This window comes from Flavobacterium sp. W22_SRS_FP1 (assembly GCF_052113685.1).
Classification (GTDB): domain Bacteria; phylum Bacteroidota; class Bacteroidia; order Flavobacteriales; family Flavobacteriaceae; genus Flavobacterium.
The window spans coordinates 33,119-51,297 of sequence record NZ_JBGQOE010000003.1 but is presented as its reverse complement, the minus strand read 5'-3'; the positions used below and the strand labels follow the sequence as shown (position 1 = coordinate 51,297).

The 18,179-nt window shown below is 35.3% G+C and carries 16 protein-coding genes; 3 read left to right on the top strand and 13 right to left on the bottom strand.

Translation table 11 applies throughout. From position 1 onward, the window contains the following. Positions 1-39: 39 nt before the first annotated feature. The 7 genes from ACEN2H_RS02835 to uvrC form a co-directional block, all read right to left on the bottom strand. Entirely contained in the window at positions 40-1,272 is a 1,233-nt protein-coding gene (locus ACEN2H_RS02835; RefSeq protein ID WP_441730213.1) for a peptidoglycan DD-metalloendopeptidase family protein, read from the bottom strand. 25 nt (positions 1,273-1,297) lie between these two features. Further along, positions 1,298-2,230, bottom strand: coding sequence for a tryptophan 2,3-dioxygenase family protein (locus tag ACEN2H_RS02830; RefSeq protein WP_441730211.1), 933 nt, complete (start codon positions 2,228-2,230; stop codon positions 1,298-1,300). Then, positions 2,227-3,000 (bottom strand): DUF3108 domain-containing protein, encoded by a 774-nt coding sequence (locus tag ACEN2H_RS02825; RefSeq protein ID WP_441730209.1) that lies wholly within the window; start codon positions 2,998-3,000, stop codon positions 2,227-2,229. The genes ACEN2H_RS02830 and ACEN2H_RS02825 overlap by 4 nt, the downstream gene beginning before the upstream one ends. 290 nt (positions 3,001-3,290) lie before the next feature. Further along, positions 3,291-4,451 carry a 4-hydroxyphenylpyruvate dioxygenase gene (hppD, locus tag ACEN2H_RS02820; RefSeq protein ID WP_441730207.1) on the bottom strand — a complete coding sequence of 387 codons (1,161 nt, stop codon included), beginning with the start codon at positions 4,449-4,451 and terminating at the stop codon, positions 3,291-3,293. A gap of 198 nt (positions 4,452-4,649) precedes the next feature. Beyond that, a complete protein-coding gene (locus tag ACEN2H_RS02815) occupies positions 4,650-5,807 on the bottom strand; it encodes a homogentisate 1,2-dioxygenase (protein WP_441730205.1) in 1,158 nt (385 codons plus the stop codon). A gap of 184 nt (positions 5,808-5,991) precedes the next feature. Beyond that, positions 5,992-8,196 carry a patatin-like phospholipase family protein gene (locus tag ACEN2H_RS02810; RefSeq protein ID WP_441730203.1) on the bottom strand — a complete coding sequence of 735 codons (2,205 nt, stop codon included), beginning with the start codon at positions 8,194-8,196 and terminating at the stop codon, positions 5,992-5,994. 50 nt (positions 8,197-8,246) lie between these two features. Further along, positions 8,247-10,046, bottom strand: coding sequence for an excinuclease ABC subunit UvrC (gene uvrC, locus ACEN2H_RS02805; RefSeq protein ID WP_441730201.1), 1,800 nt, complete (start codon positions 10,044-10,046; stop codon positions 8,247-8,249). A 125-nt stretch (positions 10,047-10,171) separates the two neighbouring features. On the opposite strand from uvrC, the gene ACEN2H_RS02800 reads away from it, so the two are divergent. The 3 genes from ACEN2H_RS02800 to ACEN2H_RS02790 all read left to right on the top strand — a co-directional run bounded on the left by ACEN2H_RS02800 (position 10,172) and on the right by ACEN2H_RS02790 (position 12,016). Further along, a complete protein-coding gene (locus ACEN2H_RS02800; RefSeq protein ID WP_441730199.1) occupies positions 10,172-11,140 on the top strand; it encodes a succinylglutamate desuccinylase/aspartoacylase family protein in 969 nt (322 codons plus the stop codon). A 69-nt stretch (positions 11,141-11,209) separates the two neighbouring features. Continuing rightward, positions 11,210-11,773, top strand: a complete 564-nt coding sequence (locus ACEN2H_RS02795; RefSeq protein ID WP_441730197.1) for a 5-formyltetrahydrofolate cyclo-ligase — start codon at positions 11,210-11,212, stop codon at positions 11,771-11,773. Between the two features lie 42 nt (positions 11,774-11,815). Beyond that, positions 11,816-12,016, top strand: coding sequence for a hypothetical protein (locus tag ACEN2H_RS02790; RefSeq protein WP_441730195.1), 201 nt, complete (start codon positions 11,816-11,818; stop codon positions 12,014-12,016). Positions 12,017-12,069: 53 nt separating this feature from the next. On the opposite strand, the gene ACEN2H_RS02785 is transcribed toward ACEN2H_RS02790, so the two are convergent. The 6 genes from ACEN2H_RS02785 to recO all read right to left on the bottom strand — a co-directional run bounded on the left by ACEN2H_RS02785 (position 12,070) and on the right by recO (position 18,171). Beyond that, positions 12,070-12,669: a lipoprotein signal peptidase gene (locus tag ACEN2H_RS02785; RefSeq protein ID WP_441730193.1), complete on the bottom strand. Its 600-nt coding sequence runs from the start codon at positions 12,667-12,669 to the stop codon at positions 12,070-12,072. An 89-nt stretch (positions 12,670-12,758) separates the two neighbouring features. Beyond that, complete coding sequence (locus tag ACEN2H_RS02780; protein ID WP_441730191.1) at positions 12,759-13,139, bottom strand: TraR/DksA family transcriptional regulator; 381 nt, start codon at positions 13,137-13,139, stop codon at positions 12,759-12,761. Between the two features lie 7 nt (positions 13,140-13,146). Next, positions 13,147-16,548 carry an isoleucine--tRNA ligase gene (gene ileS / locus ACEN2H_RS02775; protein WP_441730189.1) on the bottom strand — a complete coding sequence of 1,134 codons (3,402 nt, stop codon included), beginning with the start codon at positions 16,546-16,548 and terminating at the stop codon, positions 13,147-13,149. 135 nt (positions 16,549-16,683) lie between these two features. Then, complete coding sequence (locus ACEN2H_RS02770; RefSeq protein WP_441730187.1) at positions 16,684-16,893, bottom strand: helix-turn-helix transcriptional regulator; 210 nt, start codon at positions 16,891-16,893, stop codon at positions 16,684-16,686. Beyond that, entirely contained in the window at positions 16,883-17,347 is a 465-nt protein-coding gene (locus tag ACEN2H_RS02765; RefSeq protein ID WP_441730185.1) for a hypothetical protein, read from the bottom strand. The genes ACEN2H_RS02770 and ACEN2H_RS02765 overlap by 11 nt, the downstream gene beginning before the upstream one ends. Before the next feature lie 110 nt (positions 17,348-17,457). Beyond that, a complete protein-coding gene (gene recO, locus ACEN2H_RS02760) occupies positions 17,458-18,171 on the bottom strand; it encodes a DNA repair protein RecO (RefSeq protein WP_441730183.1) in 714 nt (237 codons plus the stop codon). Positions 18,172-18,179: the final 8 nt, after the last annotated feature.

Sequence of the window (18,179 nt, the reverse complement as noted above, 5' to 3'; positions counted from 1 at the left end):
ATTTCTAAAAGACTCTTTTTATACCATTTACATATCGAATTATAAATTCCCAATGCTATCTAGTTCAAATTTCAACGGCTCCATTGTCTTTAAATATCTTGCTTTATTTTTACTGTTCATTGGTTCTCCTCCTGGTAAATTTAGCTTCAATGCATCCACTTGCTTACCGTTTTTCCAAAAGCGATAACACACATGTGGTCCCGTCGCCAAACCAGTGCTGCCAACTCTTCCTATAACATCTCCTTGATTCACGCGCTGACCACGTCGTACCAAAATTTTTGACATGTGTAAGTACTGAGTAGTATAGGTGTTGTTGTGTTTTACTTTGACATAATTACCGTTTCCAGCCGTATAGCCAGTTGTAATGACGGTTCCAGCGGCCGTAGTCGTAATGGGAGTTCCTCTAGGCGCGGCATAATCAGTACCTTTATGTGCTTTCCACCTGTGTTGTACAGGATGATATCTATTCATTGTAAATCTAGACGAGATTCTACTAAACTTGATTGGCGTTTTAAGGAAAAAATTCTTCAACGTCCTTCCTTCTTCATCGTAATAGCTAATTTGTCCAGATGAAGGATCTTGGGCAAAGGAAAAGGCATAAATGATTTTTCCGTTGTATTCAAAAAACGCAGCTTCAAGATTGTCAACTCCATCGTAAATAGAATCATTTATGAATCGTTCCGTAAACGTGACACCAAAGCGGTCACCCTTTTTAACTTTAAAAAAATCAATTGACCAAGAATAAATTTTTGTGATTTTATATGCTAAAGCAGCTCCAACCCCCGCATTCCCTAAAGTTTCGGATAAAGAGCCTTTTAAAACCCCCGCAATCGTTCTGCGTCTAAGGGTGATGGGTCTTGTTTTTTTATAAGCAACAACTGTGCTGTCGCGGAAATCAAAGACATAATAATTTACAGCACTTTGTTGATATATAAAAACCTGCAATTTATTTGTTTTATCCTTCGACCTAAGAACTGTATAGGGCTTCTCTGGTCTAATTACCCTCACATTAAAGGTATCCTTTACACTTTTAACAATTTCATAAACCTTCCTATCGCCAATATTTTGTCTATTAATGATGGTCCCAAAAGTATCACCACTTTTAACTGTATCCTCAACTACATTAAAATCCGAATAATTAAATCCGAAATCCGAATTTTTCGCAATCTGCTTTACAGGCTTGACCTTAATTGCCTCTTCAGTTTTATTACTCGATTTATTACAAGATAGTACTGCTGCCAATACTATGATAATCATTAATACCTTCTTCAAACTTTGTTATTTTTCTGTATTCAATTTAATTTTCTACGCCCCAATTTGCTAATTCATCTACATTCCATAATTCCGGAAAAAAGATTCTCCTTTGGTACTTTGGGTGCATGTATTTTTTCCAATCACTCCCCCCCGTAGCTTCACCTGTACCGTATCCGCTATCGATATATTTCCTAGCGGCATTCAAATGGCCCATGACCCAGGTTATATTTACCGTATGGTCGTAATGACGCATCGCTTTTACCAATTGTGGATTATTCTGGTCTGAATCTGGAAGCTGCTTGAATTTCTGCCATATGTTTATGGTATTGTATTCCTCCATATGTCTTAAGAAACTTCCCTTATACTTTCGCTCAAATTCTTCTAGTAAGAAAGACTTCTTTCCAGTTTTATAATCTTTACCTGCAGCTTGCCAATATAAGTGCTCGAAGGCATGCTCATAAGCAGTGTTCCTATCTATTGCGTCTCTATATCGGTGATCAATAAGGTTGATTAAATCAGTAGAAGAAAATTCTATTAGGCGATATTGCGCGCTTTGAAAACCACTCGCAGGAGTTAGCGTATTTCTAAACTTCATGTATTGTTCTACTTCCATACCGTCACCCATTATATCGAAAGAAGTGGTTAACATATCAAAATACCGACTGATTCTCATTAACCTCTCCGCGAAAAAGTCAGCTTTGATGTTTTTGCAATAAGAGATCTGATTCATTTCCCACAGAATCATTTTAAACAGTAACTCATTCACCTGATGATACATGATAAAAACCATTTCATCAGGAAGTGTTGTTCTTTGAATCTGTAAATTTAAGAGTGCATCAGTCTGAATATAATCCCAGTAATTTATTGGTTTTGACCAAAGCAAACCTTCTAAATGTGTGTCTGTTTTTTGGTCTATGGAGTCGTACTTAAGCTCGATTTCCTTCAAAATAGCCTCTCTATTCCCACTAATTTTCATTGTATTTTTATTTTAAACGGATTATTCAATCCTTTAAACGCGTCTAAATCTGCTTTAATTGACCCTACTGCAAGATCCGCCTTTATTCTAATAGGTAATCTGTTTTTGTCATCTGATATCCAAACCGTTAAACTCTCCTGTTCCTTAAAAACACGTCCGGATTGTACATATGGTTTAAATACCATACAAGACACGGTGCCAAATTTAGTCGTAATATCTTCACGGCCTAAGAACTTTAACTTAAATTTTGTCGTTTCATCGTCAAAAAACATGTCGATTGCGATTGTTTCTCCTGGATTAATTTTGTCAATACTTGGATAGTTCCTTAGATAATAAAAAGAAGATAAAATATCTTGGGTGTTTTTAGGAATAACAAAGGTTTTTTCGTTTCCATGTTTATAATCTTTTACCAAAATACTATTGGCAGTTTGATTAAAAAAACCTTGCTGGTCTTTAGTATAGCCACCCTCATTAATTTTTCTTAAAAATTGGTGCGGGTTACCAGACTCCCTATCGATATAACTTTCATATAAGTCATCTACTTTAAAGAAAAATCGAGACATTCCAGTAGTATATCCTTTACCTATAACATGAAATGTTTTTTTGTTATTCACAACAGCATCTTTAACCTCTAGGGTAGCGTAGCCTGCATTTACAAAGCCATAATGAATACGAAATTTAAACCATTCGCCCGTATTGTAGGCTTCTTGCTTAGGTGCATCAAAACTTACGGTTACTATCAATAACAAGAATAGTATTATTTTTTTCATAACTTACTTTACCTATTTATCGACTGCAGGTGCAAATTTTGTTCCAAATATATTAAAACAAAAAAACTCAGTCAAATAATGACTGAGTTTTTATGCTATTAACTAACCAAAAAACTATAAATTGTGAAATTTATATCAATTTGGAAGGAAACCACCCCTTCCTTTTTGCGAGTGCAAAGGTAGTTAACAAAACTACATAATTAAACCAAAAAATAAGTTTAACACAACATTGTTAAAATAACAAGGTGTTAGTCAATTATTTTTTTACATAATGTAAAAAAAATAAGGTTTTATAGCGTTCCTCGCAATGCCTGCTCCCTCTCAATAGATTCAAACAGGGCCTTAAAATTCCCCGCGCCAAAACCTTTGGCTCCCATTCTTTGTATAATTTCAAAAAACAATGTAGGCCTATCCTGTACTGGTTTTGTGAAAATTTGTAATAAATACCCCTCCTCATCTGCATCTACCATGATAGCCAATCTTTCTAATTCGTTTAAATCTTCTTTCATCATTTTCATATGCTCCCCCAAACGTTCCGGAATCGCTTGATAATAGGTATGTGGGGGCGCCGATAAAAACTCGACTCCTCTAGCCTTTAATTGACTTATTGTTTTAATGATGTCGTCTGTTGCAATAGCAATATGTTGTATTCCAGGTCCGCCATAAAAGTCAAGATATTCCTCGATTTGAGATTTCTTCTTTCCTTCTGCAGGTTCGTTAATAGGAAATTTGATTCTTCCGTTTCCGTTAGACATTACTTTACTCATCAAGGCCGAGTACTCTGTGTTAATTTGTTTGTCATCAAAAGAAAGAAAGTTTACAAATCCCATTACGTCTTCATAGAACTTAACCCAAATATTCATTTCATTCCAACCTACATTTCCTACCATGTGGTCAATGTATTTTAATCCAGTTGGTTCAGGGTTATAGTCGGACTTCCATTCTTTATAACCAGGCAAGAAAATACCTTTATAGTTTTTACGCTCCACAAAAATATGAACCGTGTCTCCGTAGGTGTAAATTCCGGAACGCACTACTTCTCCAAATTCATCTTTCTCTATAGTAGGCTCCATAAACGAGCGAGCACCGCGTTTCATTGTTTCCTCGTAGGCACTTGTAGCGTCTTCAACCCAAAGCGCAGCAACTTTCACTCCATCCCCATGTTTTCTCAGATGTTCGTGTATGGGAGAATCCTGTGTTAATGGTGTTGTAAGTACGATACGAACCTTATCTTGTTTCAGGACATAAGAAGTCCTGTCTCTTACTCCTGTTTCTAACCCGGCGTAAGCTAACGATTGGTATCCAAAAGCAGTTTTATAATAATGTGCCGATTGTTTTGCATTACCTACGTAGAATTCTACATAGTCGGTTCCTAGTAAGGGAAGGAAATCTTGCGCTCCTTCGAATATTTTCTCTAGTCCGTATTCCACTGATTTTACTTCTTTTGACATGATCTTAATTTTTTTTACTAGAAAATCTGATTTTTAAACGCAGAAAACACGAGTACAAAGAGATTTACGCTGATTATATTAATTTAAAAAGTCTTGATGTTTACACAAAGGCCATCGCCCTGAAGGAAGCGACATCCTTTTTATTCTGAACTTTCAGAATAAAGAGATATAACGAACAGCAGGAAACAGCTCTTTCCCCTACTCAACCCAGGATTTATAGTATTTTCCGTCATCTAGTCCCATTGCAGTTTCTGTTACCATTAGAGGTCGAAATGTATCAACCATTACCGCTAACTCATGAGTTTCTTTATGACCAATGCTTCTTTCCATTGCTCCGGGTGCTGGACCATGAGGAATTCCTTTTGGATGCAGAGTGATATGCCCTTGCTCTATATTGTTGCGACTCATAAAGTCACCGTCTACATAATATAATACCTCATCACTGTCAATATTGCTATGATTGTATGGAGCTGGAATTGATTTTGGATGGTAATCATATAGCCTAGGGACAAAGGAACAAACCACAAATGTTGACGTTTCGAATGTTTGATGTACTGGTGGCGGTTGATGTACTCGCCCGGTAATGGGCTCAAAATTGTGAATACTGAATCCGTAAGGGTAATTGTAACCATCCCAGCCAACTACATCAAAAGGATGTGTAGCGTAAACTACCTCATGTATCATACCTTCTTTTTTGATTTTAATTAAAAAATCACCCTTTTCATCATGGGTTTCTAGTTCCGTTGGTAGAATAAAATCGCGTTCGCAAAATGGAGAATGCTCCAGGTGCTGTCCAGATTCATTTTTATAACGTTTAGGGGTGTAAAATGGCGCAAAAGACTCAACATAAAACAGTCTGTTTACAGATGTTTCAAAATCAATTTGATATATAATTCCTCTAGGAATGATTAGGTAGTCACCATATTCAAATGGTATGTTTCCCATCATTGTGCGTAATTTTCCTTTCCCTTTGTGAATAAAAATCATTTCATCCGCGTCGGCATTTTTATAGAAATATTCACGCAATGACTTTTGTGGCGCGGCTAGACCTATTGTACAGTCTTTATTTACCAACATAGCTTTGCGACTGTCCAAAAAATCATCTTCAGGCTTCAAGTCAAATCCTTTTAATAATAATGATTTTATGTTTTTACCAATGGTAATTTTGGGTTCAACGGAATAGGACTTTGTAATTTCTTTTACCTGAGTTGGTCTGTGAACATGGTACAAAAGTGAGGAATTTCCATGAAAACCTTCCGTTCCAAATAATTGTTCATAATAAAAACCTCCACTCGGTTTTTGAAATTGTGTGTGTCTTTTTTGGGGGAAATCCCCTAATTTATGGTATACTGGCATGATTTTTTTATTTATAAGTTTAAAAGTTTAAAGTTGAGATTACTTTATAACGATTTGCGTTAAATCAAAAAATAGTTGCTCACTCAGGATTTCTCTTGATGAGGAATTGAAGATAATCCAACAAACCGATCCATTTCTTTTTCATTATAACAAATATCGGAATTTTTATTGATATATTCTGAATTTAAAACAAAAATCCAACACTAAACACAGTATATCCCTGCTGAGTTTCAGGCGACCAAGAATGTTTTATTTCGACAGGGCCTATTGCCGTTTCAAGTCCATATCCAATTGCATAACCCGAATATTTAGGAAGTGAAACCCAATTAACAGATTCAAAAATCCTATCCCCTAAGTTAGCATAATTGGCGGAAAAATTAAGGTGATTGTTTTTATAGAACTCATAATCGAAAGTTAAAGTAGACTTTACGTAACTATTGCCCGCAATACTTAAAAAATCATAGCCATAAAAATGTTTGAAGTTATTTATAGTGTTATACCCATATCCTCCCAGAACGAAATTAAAAAAACTTACACTGTCATTCCCAAAAGAAAAACCAGCCTCCGTTTGAATTTTTATTGTAGTGTCTTTAAAAATTGTTGCAGCCACGCCAAAGTCAGCCTTTGCAATAGAAAAAGTGTTAAACTGCTTAGTATAGTTTGAAGAAAGCAAATAGGACTGCATGTCACCAGAAAAATACCAACCTTTTTTAGGGAAATATTTATCATCAAATGAATCATACTTCATATACCCAAAAAGACTTAAATAATCACTCCTGTCTATGATAGGATCCAAAGTAGCTAAGGTTTCCGACTTAATTTTTAAAAATTTATATTCAACACCTCCTCCTATCAAAAATTTCTGTACAAATAACGATTGAAAATAAACCTGATTCGTTACATCCGAAAAGTCAATATTAATCGCGTTTAAACCTAAAGACCCAAAATCTAAACTACTTATATCGCTAGTAACATTTCTATTAAATTGATTTAAAAATGATTTAAAACCAAAACTCAAATTGTATCCGTTTTCGAGGTAGTAGTCAAAATTATACCTAAAGTTGTCTCCCAAAACTATATCTAATGATGCGATATCATTTTTAAAAAATGTTCTTTTACGAGTCAAGTTTAGTAACACACCACTTTTAAACAGGCCGTCATAGTGCATTCCAAACTTCAAATAGGTCTTAATTGGATTCTCCTTCAAATAAAGGTTTAAGTCATCTCCCCCCTTATTTGCGTCGAACGAATAATTTATGACGCTAAAGTTATTTGTTGAATTAATATTATTAATCCCAACCTCCAACTGTTTATAACTAATTGTTGATCCTGGTTTGAATCTCAATTTCCCAAGAACATAGTCTTTTGTAAAGTTGTTTAATTTAGCAATATTTATGTTCTTTATGTGTAAACTGTCCGTTTGAATTCTTAATTTGGGTTTTTTGTACTGTATTAAATCATTTCGACCTAATTCTTTCATTCTCTCAAATACAGAAAAAGCAGCCTCTTCTCCTTTTTCAATAATTTCTTTTCCTTTATCAAATGATATCACTCCAAATTCTGTAATATCAGGCTTGATGTAAATATCGGTTTTAAGGACATTGCCTTTCATTTTTTCTATCGATTGCAGATTCGTAATTTGGACTAAAATTTTTGTGGCGTCATTAAGGGTAGATCTATCTCTTAAGTCATCTTGCACATCCACTCCAATAATAATATCTGCACCCAGCTTCCTAACCTCGTCAATAGGATAGTTGTTAGTAACACCGCCATCAACTAAAAGTTGCCCATCAATTTCCACTGGAGAAAATAGGGACGGAAATGCAGAGCTAGCGAGTAAAGCCTCAGCCAAATTTCCTTTGTTCAATATGACCTGTTTACCCGTTTCAATATCAGACCCTATGCATAAAAAAGGAATCGACAAATTATTGAAGTCTCTTACATGCCTTACATTCCTTGTGATCCTACTTAATAAATTAAAGTTATAAAGTCCCTTTGATAAAGCTTGTGGTATACTAATGCTGAACTTATTGAAAGGTAAAACGAGTGCATACAATTCATCGTTTCTTTTTTCATAAAAATTTTTTGAGGACCTTGGAATGAAATCATTTATCAGTTCATTAAAGTTGGTCGTCCGGAAAATAGAATCAATTTGTGCGGCATTATATCCCGTAGCATATAAACCACCTACTACGGCACCCATACTCGTTCCTCCTATATAATCAACTTTTACACCTGCGTCTTCCAGTACTTTCAAAACTCCTATATGTGCAAATCCTTTTGCTCCACCACCGCTTAAAACCAAACCTACTTTTGGCCTATCATACTCTTGTGAAAACATCGCCACATAACTGAAAAACATAAGTGTTATAAAAAAATGTTTTTTCATAAAGCTTTTTTTATTTGTGAGATTGCTATTTCTCATTATTTGGCTTAAAGTCATTCCTTTATGGTTTTGTAAAAGTCGACTATTTTTTTCGCTTTTGACATGCCAATAACATCTGAAATTTCTTTTTCTGTTGCCAACTTTATTCTTTTAACACTTTTAAAATGTTGAATTAAAGCCAGCATCGTTTTTTCGCCAATTCCAGGAATGGATTCTATAGATGAATTTAATGCCGCTTTACTTCTTTGGTCTCTATGGTGAGTTATCCCAAATCGATGCGCTTCATTTCGCAATTGTTGGATTACCTTAAGCGTTTCTGATTTTTTATCTAAATATAAAGGAATAGAATCTCCTGGATAGAACAATTCCTCAAGTCTTTTCGCAATACCAATGATGGCTATTTTCCCCCTCAAATCCAATTCGTCGATACTTTTCAGCGCCGCTGACAATTGCCCTTTCCCTCCATCGATAATTATCAGTTGTGGTAAAGGCTGGTTTTCTTCGACAAGCCTTTTGTAACGACGATAAACAACCTCAGTCATAGATGCAAAATCATCTGGGCCTTCGACTGTCTTTATATTAAAATGACGATAATCTTTCTTACTTGGCTTTCCATCCTTGAAAACCACACAGGCCGCCACAGGGTTCGTACCTTGAATATTCGAATTGTCAAAACACTCGATATGCCTTGGTTCAAATGGCAATCGCAAATCTTTCTGCATTTGTGTCATGATTCGATTAGTATGTCTGTCAGGATCTACAATTTGCAATTGTTTTAACTGCTCGATCCTGTAAAATTTAGCGTTGCGAATAGAAAGATCCAAAATCTGCTTTTTATCCCCCAACTGCGGCACGGTAACTTTTATATTTTCACCTAAGTCCACTAAAAACGGAACAAGAACTTCTCGAGATAATAATTGAAACCGTTCCCTCAATTCAATAATCGCCAGCTCTAATAACTCTTCATCCGTCTCTTCCAGTTTTTTCTTTATTTCCATGGTGTGTGAGCGAATAATCGATCCATGGGAAATTTGCAAAAAATTCACATATGCAGCGCTTTCATCGGAAACTATAGAGAACACATCGATATTGGTGATTTTTGGATTTATAATCGTGGAACGCGATTGGTAATTCTCGAGCACCTCAATTTTCTCTTTTATTTTTTGAGCTTCTTCAAAATGCATGTTTTGGGCTAACTCCGTCATCACCTTTTTAAAGTCTTTCATGCTTTCTTTAAAATTTCCTTTGAGAATTTCACGAATGGCATCGACTTGTTTTTGATAATTTTCTAAAGATTCATAGCCTTCACATGGGCCTTTGCAGTTTCCAATATGATATTCGAGACAAACTTTAAATTTTCCCGTTTCTACATTTGACTTATTCAAATCATAATTACAGCTGCGAAGCGGATACAATTCCTTTATAAGCTCTAATATGGTGTTAACAGTCTTAAAACTGGTATATGGTCCAAAATACTCAGAGCCATCCTTAACGACTCTTCTTGTGGCAAAAATGCGTGAAAAAGGCTCTTTCTTAATACACAACCAAGGGTAGCTTTTGTCATCACGCAGTAACACATTGTAACGAGGCTGTAGTGTTTTTATAAGGTTGTTTTCCAATAAAAGTGCGTCTGTCTCTGTAGGCACTACTATATGCTTAATAGTAACAATCTTCTTGACCAACACATTTGTTTTGGCCGTATCGTGAATCTTATTAAAATAGGAAGAAACTCTCTTTTTTAAATTTTTCGCCTTACCTACATATAGTATTTTCCCTTCTTTATCATAATATTGATATACACCAGGGCCGTCTGGCAAAGTCTTTATTTGGAGCTCGAGAGTTGGGTTTTGCATTTTATTGATCTTTCACAAAGACACACAGCAGCATTTAGTGATGTGTGGGGTTTTATTAAATTGAATTTGATTCCAAATTTACGAATTACAAATAATAATTTCTACATTTAGACTTTTTATTACCCATGAAAAACACACGACCCATCACTATTCTAGGAGAGGTGATCTTACCTGGTGAAAGCAAAACCATCGATATGGAAATCGCCAAATTGCACAACACGGCGAGACTTAAAATTCCGATCATTATTCAACGGTCTAAAATTGACGGTCCCACAGTTCTTTTTTCAGCTGGAATCCATGGCGACGAAATCAACGGCGTGGAGATAGTACGCCAACTGATTACAAAAAAAATCAACAAACCAAAAAAAGGAACTATAATTTGCATTCCAATAATCAATATGTTTGGTTTTATTAATATGTCACGACAATTTCCTGACGGCCGGGATTTAAATAGGGTTTTTCCTGGAAGCAAAAAAGGATCATTAGCTAGCCGGTTTGCTTACCATATCTTAACTGAAATCATGCCTCTTGTTGATTATGCAGTTGATTTTCACGCAGGAGGCGCAAGTCGCTTCAACGCACCTCAAATTCGGCTTGCCCCAAACAGTCCTGAGCTAAAAGAATTAGCTGATGTTTTTAATGCCCCTTTCACGCTGTTTTCTAAAAATATCGCTGGATCTTTCAGGAATTCGAGTCAGAAATTAAATGTGAAGATGTTACTTTTTGAAGGAGGAAAATCGCTCGACATCAACGAATCAGTCGCCGATGCAGGAGTGAATGGTGTGAAACGAGTTTTAGCACACCTTGACATGCTAGACTCGAAACAGCTTATCGAAAAACAAGGCTCTAACACGATTTACATTGAAAAATCAGGATGGATTAGAGCTAAGTGCTCTGGCTTATTGCATGATCAAAACACCATTGGCAGCTTTGTAAAAAAAGGAACTGTTCTGGCTATTATTACTGACCCTTTTGGAAAATTTGAAAGAAAAATAAAAGCCTCAAATGACGGATATATAATCAATGCAAATCTTTCTTCTATTGTTTACCAAGGTGATGCTATTTATCATATATCTAAAACTTTAGAAAAATAAAAGGGAACACGAATCGTTTAGAAATAGTCCATTTGAGTACTTTTATGCCTGATTTAAAAACCAGCATTCATGCAAAAAAAAGAATTACGCTCGAAGTATAAAACACTAAGAACCCAACTATCTGAAAATGAGTTGGAGGAAATGAGTTTGACTATTGCCAATAAATTGATGCTACTGCCTATTTGGGAGAAGACCTACTTTCATGTTTTCTTGCCTATAGTTGAACATAAAGAAGTCGATACTGAGCTCATCTTACATCTGCTTTCAGGAAAAGATAAAGAAATCGTCATTTCTAAATCTGATTTTGAAACCCGTAATATGACTCACTTTCTACTTACAGATAATACACAGATCAAGAAAAACAAATATAATATTCCCGAACCTGTTGACGGAATCGAAGTCCCTTCTAATAAAATCGAAGTAGTTTTTGTTCCGCTATTGGCCTTTGACAAAGAAGGACATCGCGTGGGTTACGGCAAAGGCTTTTATGATGTCTTTTTATCTGAGTGCAAACCTGAAACAATTAAAATCGGACTCTCTTTTTTTGAAGCGGAGGAATTGATTGCCGATATTTGTGAAACTGACGTGAAATTAGATTACTGCGTTAGTCCGAATACTATTTATGAGTTCTAATTTTAAAAACCTTAATTTTGCGTTCAATTTATTTTAAAAACCATGAAAAAAATTAAATGTCCAAGATCTATAGTGGCAATTCTAGTTCTTCTGTTTGCCGTTTCAGTATCAAACTGTAGTGTTAACTGGAGAACGAATCGAGCTACTCATAGTCACAAAGCTAAAAAACTTCCTCCTGGACAAGCTAAAAAACTGCACGGAGACAAAAGCGCAAAACGATATGCTCCAGGACATAACAAATAAAAAAAAGACCAATTCAAATCTGAATTGGTCTTTTTTTTATCCTAATTTAATATCTAACTCTTATGAAAAGCTTTTTTGTTGAAAAAAATCAATATTCCTACGCCTGTCGATATGGCCATATCGGCAACATTAAAAATAGCATTAAAAAAGGTAAAATCGTTTCCGCCCCAAATCGGCAACCAACTTGGTAAAGTACCACGCCAAAAAGGAAAGTAAAACATGTCGACCACCTTACCGTGAAAATATTTGCCGTAAGGCTGGTCAGAAAATAATGTAGCTAATTGCGAATTACTATCGTCGAATATAACGCCATAAAATACAGAATCAATGATGTTTCCAAAGGCTCCTGCCAGAATTAATGCTATTGCTACAATCAAGTAATTAGAACTGTGTTTTCTTTCTACAGAATCCCACAACCAGTAACCAATCCCACCAACTGCGATCAATCTAAAAACAGTCAAAAACAATTTTCCATAAGTCCCTGGGATTTCGGTACCCCAAGCCATTCCTTCATTCTCTATAAAAAGAATTTTAAACCATCTGAAAACCTCAACTTCTTCTCCTAATATAAAATTAGTTTTTACAAATATTTTCGAAACTTGATCAACGATTAATATGATGAATATAAGTAGATACGCTTTTCGTAATGACATTTTTAAAATTTTAAGTGGCGTAAAAGTAATAATTTTATCAAAAAAAACGCTCCTAATGGAGCGTTAAATATTTATATAACGGGGCAAGCTTATCGTTGTAGATTTTTGGCCTCTATACTCATTGTAGCATGAGGAACGATTTTTAATCTTTCTTTGCTAATTAGTTTGCCTGTCATTCGGCATACACCGTAAGTTTTATTCTCTACACGGAATAATGCATTCTTCAAATCACGGATAAATTTTTCCTGACGGATTGCCAACTGAGAGTTCGCTTCCTTAGACATACTTTCACTTCCCTCCTCAAATGCTTTAAATGTTGGGGATGTATCATCAGTTCCATTATTTCCATCGTTCATATAGGCGCTCTTTATCAGTTCTAAGTCTGCTTGCGCTCTATTTATTTTATTTAAAATTATTTGTTTGAACTCAGCCAAATCGGCGTCAGAGTATCTTGTTGGTGCATCTACCATATCCTGATTATTTAGTAATTTTTATTTTTGTTTTTATCTCGTCAAATTCAATTTCTGTACTATTTTCTAAATTTTCTTCAAAAACCAATTCCTCTGTAAGCGTTTCTGATTTAATATATTCTTCATTTGATTTTACTGCCTCCTCTAAAGTATCATTTTTTTGCAAATGAACCTTTATTTTATCTGTAACTTCAAATCCAGACTCTTTCCTTATATTTTGAATTCTGTTAACTAATTCTCTTGCTATACCCTCTTTTTTCAATTCTGGAGAAATAACTATATCAAGGGCTACCGTTATTCCGTTTGAATTAGCGACCAACCATCCTTCGATATCTTGGGATGAAATCTCTACGTCTTCCATAGATAAAGTTATACTTTTTCCTCCAATAATTACATCTATAACTCCATTACTCTCCAATTGAGCTATTTTTTCGGGAGAAAAATATTTTATCTCTCTGGAAATCAAACCCATATCTTTACCGAAACGAGGTCCCAGAGTTTTAAAATTGGGTTTTATTTGCTTCACCAAAACTCCAGAAGCATCGTCTAAAAGTAAGATTTCTTTAACATTTACCTCAGCTTTTATCAGATCAGAAACTGCCTCAATTTCAAGCTTCTGATTCTCGTCAAGAACCGGTATCATTACCTTTTGCAATGGTTGACGCACCTTAATCATTTCCTTTTTTCGGAGTGATAATACTAATGAAGAAATAGTCTGCGCTTTCTGCATTTTACTCTCTAACATTTTATTAACATAGTTTTCAACCGAAACCGGAAACTTAGCCAAATGTACACTCTCATATTTCTCTGATCGTGTTGTTAAAGTTAAATCTCTGTAAAGCTTATCCATAAAGAAGGGAGCGATCGGGGCACCCAGCTTACTTACGGTCAATAAGCAGGTATATAAGGTCTGATAGGCCGCAATTTTGTCTTGTGCATATTCGCCTTTCCAGAAGCGTCTTCTGCACAAACGAACATACCAGTTGCTCAAATTCTCCTGAACGAATTCAGATATCGCACGAGCAGCTTTTGTTGGCTCATAATCGGTATAGAAACCATCGACGTCTTTTATCAAAGTATTTAGTTCAGAAATAATCCATTGATCAATTTCGGGTCTTTCATTAATTGGGATTTCGGCTTCATCGTATTTGAATCCATCGATATTAGCATATAAACTAAAGAAAGAGTAGGTATTGTACAAGGTTCCGAAGAATTTTCTACGCACTTCTGCAATCCCTTCAAGGTCAAATTTTAAATTGTCCCAAGGATTGGCATTCGATATCATATACCATCTTGTGGCGTCCGGACCATATTCCCCTAATGTGTCAAAAGGATCTGCTGCATTTCCTAAACGTTTGGACATTTTTTGTCCGTTTTTATCCAAAACTAAACCGTTTGAAACTACATTTTTATAAGCTACTTTATCAAAAACCAATGTGGCTATAGCGTGCAGGGTATAAAACCACCCACGTGTTTGATCCACTCCTTCTGCAATAAAATCAGCTGGAAAATCTTTATTCTCGTCTATTTTCTCTTTGTTTTCAAAAGGATAATGCCATTGCGCGTAAGGCATTGAGCCTGAATCAAACCAAACGTCGATCAAATCCGCCTCCCTTTTCATTGGTTTCCCCGAAGCGGAAACTAAAGTAATCGCATCGACTACATTTTTATGCAAATCAACTAAATCATAGTTTTCTTCTGCCATATTCCCAATTTCAAAACCTTTAAAAGGGTTTTCCTTTTGGAATCCAGCTGCAACCGATTTTTCGATTTCATTGTATAATTCTTCTATCGAACCTATCAGGATTTCTTCGGTTCCTTCTTCATTTCTCCAAATCGGTAACGGGATTCCCCAATACCTTGAACGGGATAAATTCCAGTCGTTGGCATTCTTTATCCAGTTTCCAAAACGCCCTTCTCCTGTTGATTTTGGTTTCCAGTTGATGGTTTCGTTAAGTTCGAACATTCGGTCTCTAACTTCCGTAATTTTTATGAACCAAGAATCAAGAGGGTAGTACAAAATAGGCTTATCTGTTCTCCAACAATGCGGATAACTATGCACATATTTCTCTACTTTAAAAGCTTTATTTTCTTCTTTTAATCGAATGGCAATTTCAACATCTACAGATCGTTCAGGTGCTTCGCCGTCGTTATAATATTCGTTCTTCACGTATTTACCGGCATACTCTCCCACATGTGAAGTAAACCTTCCTTGCAAGTCCACTAACGGAACTGGAAAATCATTTTCGTCCAAAACTAACATTGGCGGAACCTCTGGAGTAGCTTCTTTAGCTACTTTTGCATCGTCTGCACCAAAAGTAGGTGAAGTATGCACGATTCCTGTTCCATCTTCAATGGTCACAAAATCCCCAGGAATTACTCTAAAAGCATTTTCTGCATTTTGATATGGAAGAACCAAAGGCATTAGTTGTTCATAACGAATCCCAACTAAATCTTTCCCTTTGCATTCAGCAATAACTTGATATGGAATTTTTTTATCTCCTTCTTTAAAATTTTCAAAATCGGCAACCTCTTTACTTTCGAAAAAACCTTTCCCGAATTGTTTTCCAACTAAATTTTTAGCCAAAACCACATTTGTAGGAAGAAAAGTATATTGATTGAATGTTCTCACTACAACATAATCAATTTTTGGCCCCACGGTCAAAGCAGTGTTTGAAGGTAACGTCCAAGGAGTCGTTGTCCAAGCCAAGAGAAGAATATCTCCAAATCCTTGAAACGCAACTGGAAGTGTCTCGCTTATTGCTTTGAACTGTGCAACAACCGTAGTGTCAGTTACATCGCGGTAACTACCCGGCTGATTCACTTCATGAGAACTCAATCCGGTCCCTGCTTTTGGTGAATAAGGCTGGATGGTATAGCCTTTATACATCAGGTCCTTGTTGTAGATTTGCTTCAGCAACCACCAAACGGTTTCCATATATTTAGGCTTGTAAGTCACATACGGATCTTCCATATCAACCCAGTACCCCATTTTTTCGGTCAGATCATTCCAAACATCCGTATAACGCATCACGGTTTTTTTACACGCTTCGTTATAGTCCTCTACAGATATTTTTTTTCCTATATCTTCTTTTGTAATTCCTAATGCTGCCTCTGTTCCTAGTTCTACAGGTAAACCGTGGGTATCCCAACCGGCTTTACGCTTTACTTGGAATCCTTTTTGTGTTTTATATCTGCAAAAAATATCTTTAATGGCACGTGCCATCACATGGTGAATTCCCGGTAAGCCATTTGCCGAAGGCGGCCCCTCAAAAAACACGTACGGTGGATTCCCTTCACGAGTAGTTATGCTTTTTTCAAATATGTTCTCTTTCTTCCAAAAATCAAGTACTTCTGACGCTACTGTTGGTAAGTCAAGTCCTTTGTATTCAGTAAATTTTGTGCTCATTTTATCCTTTTCTTTAATCGAAGTGCGAAAGTAAGGAATTTTCAATAATTAAACGAAAATTTCACGAATTGACACCCTTTTTGTTTATAAAAACTCTTTAATCACTAGAATTTCTTATGGAAACCATTCTATCAACTACTGTTTTTTATCCTCCTCGTCTAACTCGAAAAAATCATTAACTGATTTCCCGAATAACATTGATAATTTTAAGGCTAATAAAGTAGATGGCACAAACCGATTTTTCTCAATTGAATTAATCGTTTGACGAGAAACGCCGATTTTATCTGCTAACTGCTCTTGTGTAAGGTCTAAAATGGCACGTTCAATTTTTAGTTTATTCTTCATTGTACGCTTTTTTTAACGACCTAAAAGTAAGAATCTGCACCGTCAGCATAAGTGCTAAAACAGCAATATCGGTACTTCCATCCATTTTAGACGCAGATGACTTAACAAAAATAATGGCATAGTTAACAAATCCTATTATTAAATAAAAAACGACTGTTCCTATAACAGCATAATTATACGATTGCATTCGGATTTTTGCAACTAACTCATCTTCTATTTTTTCTTTAGAAATTGAAATTATAAGCAACCCTAAAACCATTCCTGTTTGAGCTATTCTCTCAAATAACTCTTGCCATCTTACCTCTGTAAAATAAATTTTAATAGAGCTAACAATTGCTAAAATCGAAACAATAAATAACACCAACCCAACAATTTTAAATTTATTAGGAAGTTGGTAACCCGTAATTTTATTGATTTTTTCGATATCTCCTTCTTGTTTTACTTTTACTTCCATAAACTTTATTAGTTAAAGTTTGTTTTCCTTAAAGGACAACAAACTTGATTAAAAGACAAATATACTTTACTTTTTAATACAAAAAATAATTTACTGTAAAATTTTCAACTCTAAGAAAAAACTTCCTTTAAAACGTCAAGAGATTTTGGTTTTTTGAAGCCGTCAAGATGAAAACTGTAGTAATCAATCAGTATTTTTAGAACAATTTGTCTTTCAATGACATGAAAAGTTTTTTGGTCATTGTCAAATTTTAAGTTGATGAGTTTCCTGAATAAATTCGTTTCGTGCTCCGTTAAGGAGCTTATGGCATGAAACGGGGTGAAGACACCTTCTGTCATTTCGAAAAAAGGCATATCCATATCAGAAGTGTCAGGGTAAAAACCCAAATATTTTGTGGCTCCCAACATTAGAATCAAATGAAAATTGGCTATTTCATCATGATGATCCAGCCAAAGCAAAGCTGTCTCCAGAAAGCTAAAAAGTGATTCGTTTTTTTCTTCTTCATGAATAGAATGGTATAAAATCTCGGAAATGAAAATAACAATAGTACTTTTGTAAATATCCGAATGTATCGTCTGGAATGGAGTACTTAACTTAATTTCTTTGAAGTTTTCCAAAGTTCCTTTATTCTTATGTACCGCCTCGATTTCAAGAAGTGACAGGGGTTGGAAATAAGCGATTTTTTGATTGGACTTTCTACCCGAAAAAGCATCTCTAACAAAATAAGATTTCAAACCATGTGATTGCGTAAAGCATTTTACAATCAAGCTTTTCTCTTGGAATTTTATAGATGAAATAACGATGGCTTTGGTTTTGACTTGCATTATTTTAA

What these genes read in the sequence shown, in the direction of transcription:
- ACEN2H_RS02825 (WP_441730209.1), bottom strand. Translation starts at nt 3,000, where the DNA reads ATGAAAAAAATAATACTATTCTTGTTATTGATAGTAACCGTAAGTTTT.
- uvrC (WP_441730201.1), bottom strand. Translation starts at nt 10,046, where the DNA reads ATGCAAAACCCAACTCTCGAGCTCCAAATAAAGACTTTGCCAGACGGC.
- recO (WP_441730183.1), bottom strand. Translation starts at nt 18,171, where the DNA reads ATGCAAGTCAAAACCAAAGCCATCGTTATTTCATCTATAAAATTCCAA.
- ACEN2H_RS02765 (WP_441730185.1), bottom strand. Translation starts at nt 17,347, where the DNA reads ATGGAAGTAAAAGTAAAACAAGAAGGAGATATCGAAAAAATCAATAAA.
- ACEN2H_RS02795 (WP_441730197.1), top strand. Translation starts at nt 11,210, where the DNA reads ATGCAAAAAAAAGAATTACGCTCGAAGTATAAAACACTAAGAACCCAA.
- ACEN2H_RS02810 (WP_441730203.1), bottom strand. Translation starts at nt 8,196, where the DNA reads ATGAAAAAACATTTTTTTATAACACTTATGTTTTTCAGTTATGTGGCG.
- ACEN2H_RS02815 (WP_441730205.1), bottom strand. Translation starts at nt 5,807, where the DNA reads ATGCCAGTATACCATAAATTAGGGGATTTCCCCCAAAAAAGACACACA.
- ACEN2H_RS02785 (WP_441730193.1), bottom strand. Translation starts at nt 12,669, where the DNA reads ATGTCATTACGAAAAGCGTATCTACTTATATTCATCATATTAATCGTT.
- ACEN2H_RS02770 (WP_441730187.1), bottom strand. Translation starts at nt 16,893, where the DNA reads ATGAAGAATAAACTAAAAATTGAACGTGCCATTTTAGACCTTACACAA.
- hppD (WP_441730207.1), bottom strand. Translation starts at nt 4,451, where the DNA reads ATGTCAAAAGAAGTAAAATCAGTGGAATACGGACTAGAGAAAATATTC.
- ACEN2H_RS02780 (WP_441730191.1), bottom strand. Translation starts at nt 13,139, where the DNA reads ATGGTAGATGCACCAACAAGATACTCTGACGCCGATTTGGCTGAGTTC.
- ACEN2H_RS02790 (WP_441730195.1), top strand. Translation starts at nt 11,816, where the DNA reads ATGAAAAAAATTAAATGTCCAAGATCTATAGTGGCAATTCTAGTTCTT.
- ACEN2H_RS02800 (WP_441730199.1), top strand. Translation starts at nt 10,172, where the DNA reads ATGAAAAACACACGACCCATCACTATTCTAGGAGAGGTGATCTTACCT.
- ileS (WP_441730189.1), bottom strand. Translation starts at nt 16,548, where the DNA reads ATGAGCACAAAATTTACTGAATACAAAGGACTTGACTTACCAACAGTA.
- ACEN2H_RS02830 (WP_441730211.1), bottom strand. Translation starts at nt 2,230, where the DNA reads ATGAAAATTAGTGGGAATAGAGAGGCTATTTTGAAGGAAATCGAGCTT.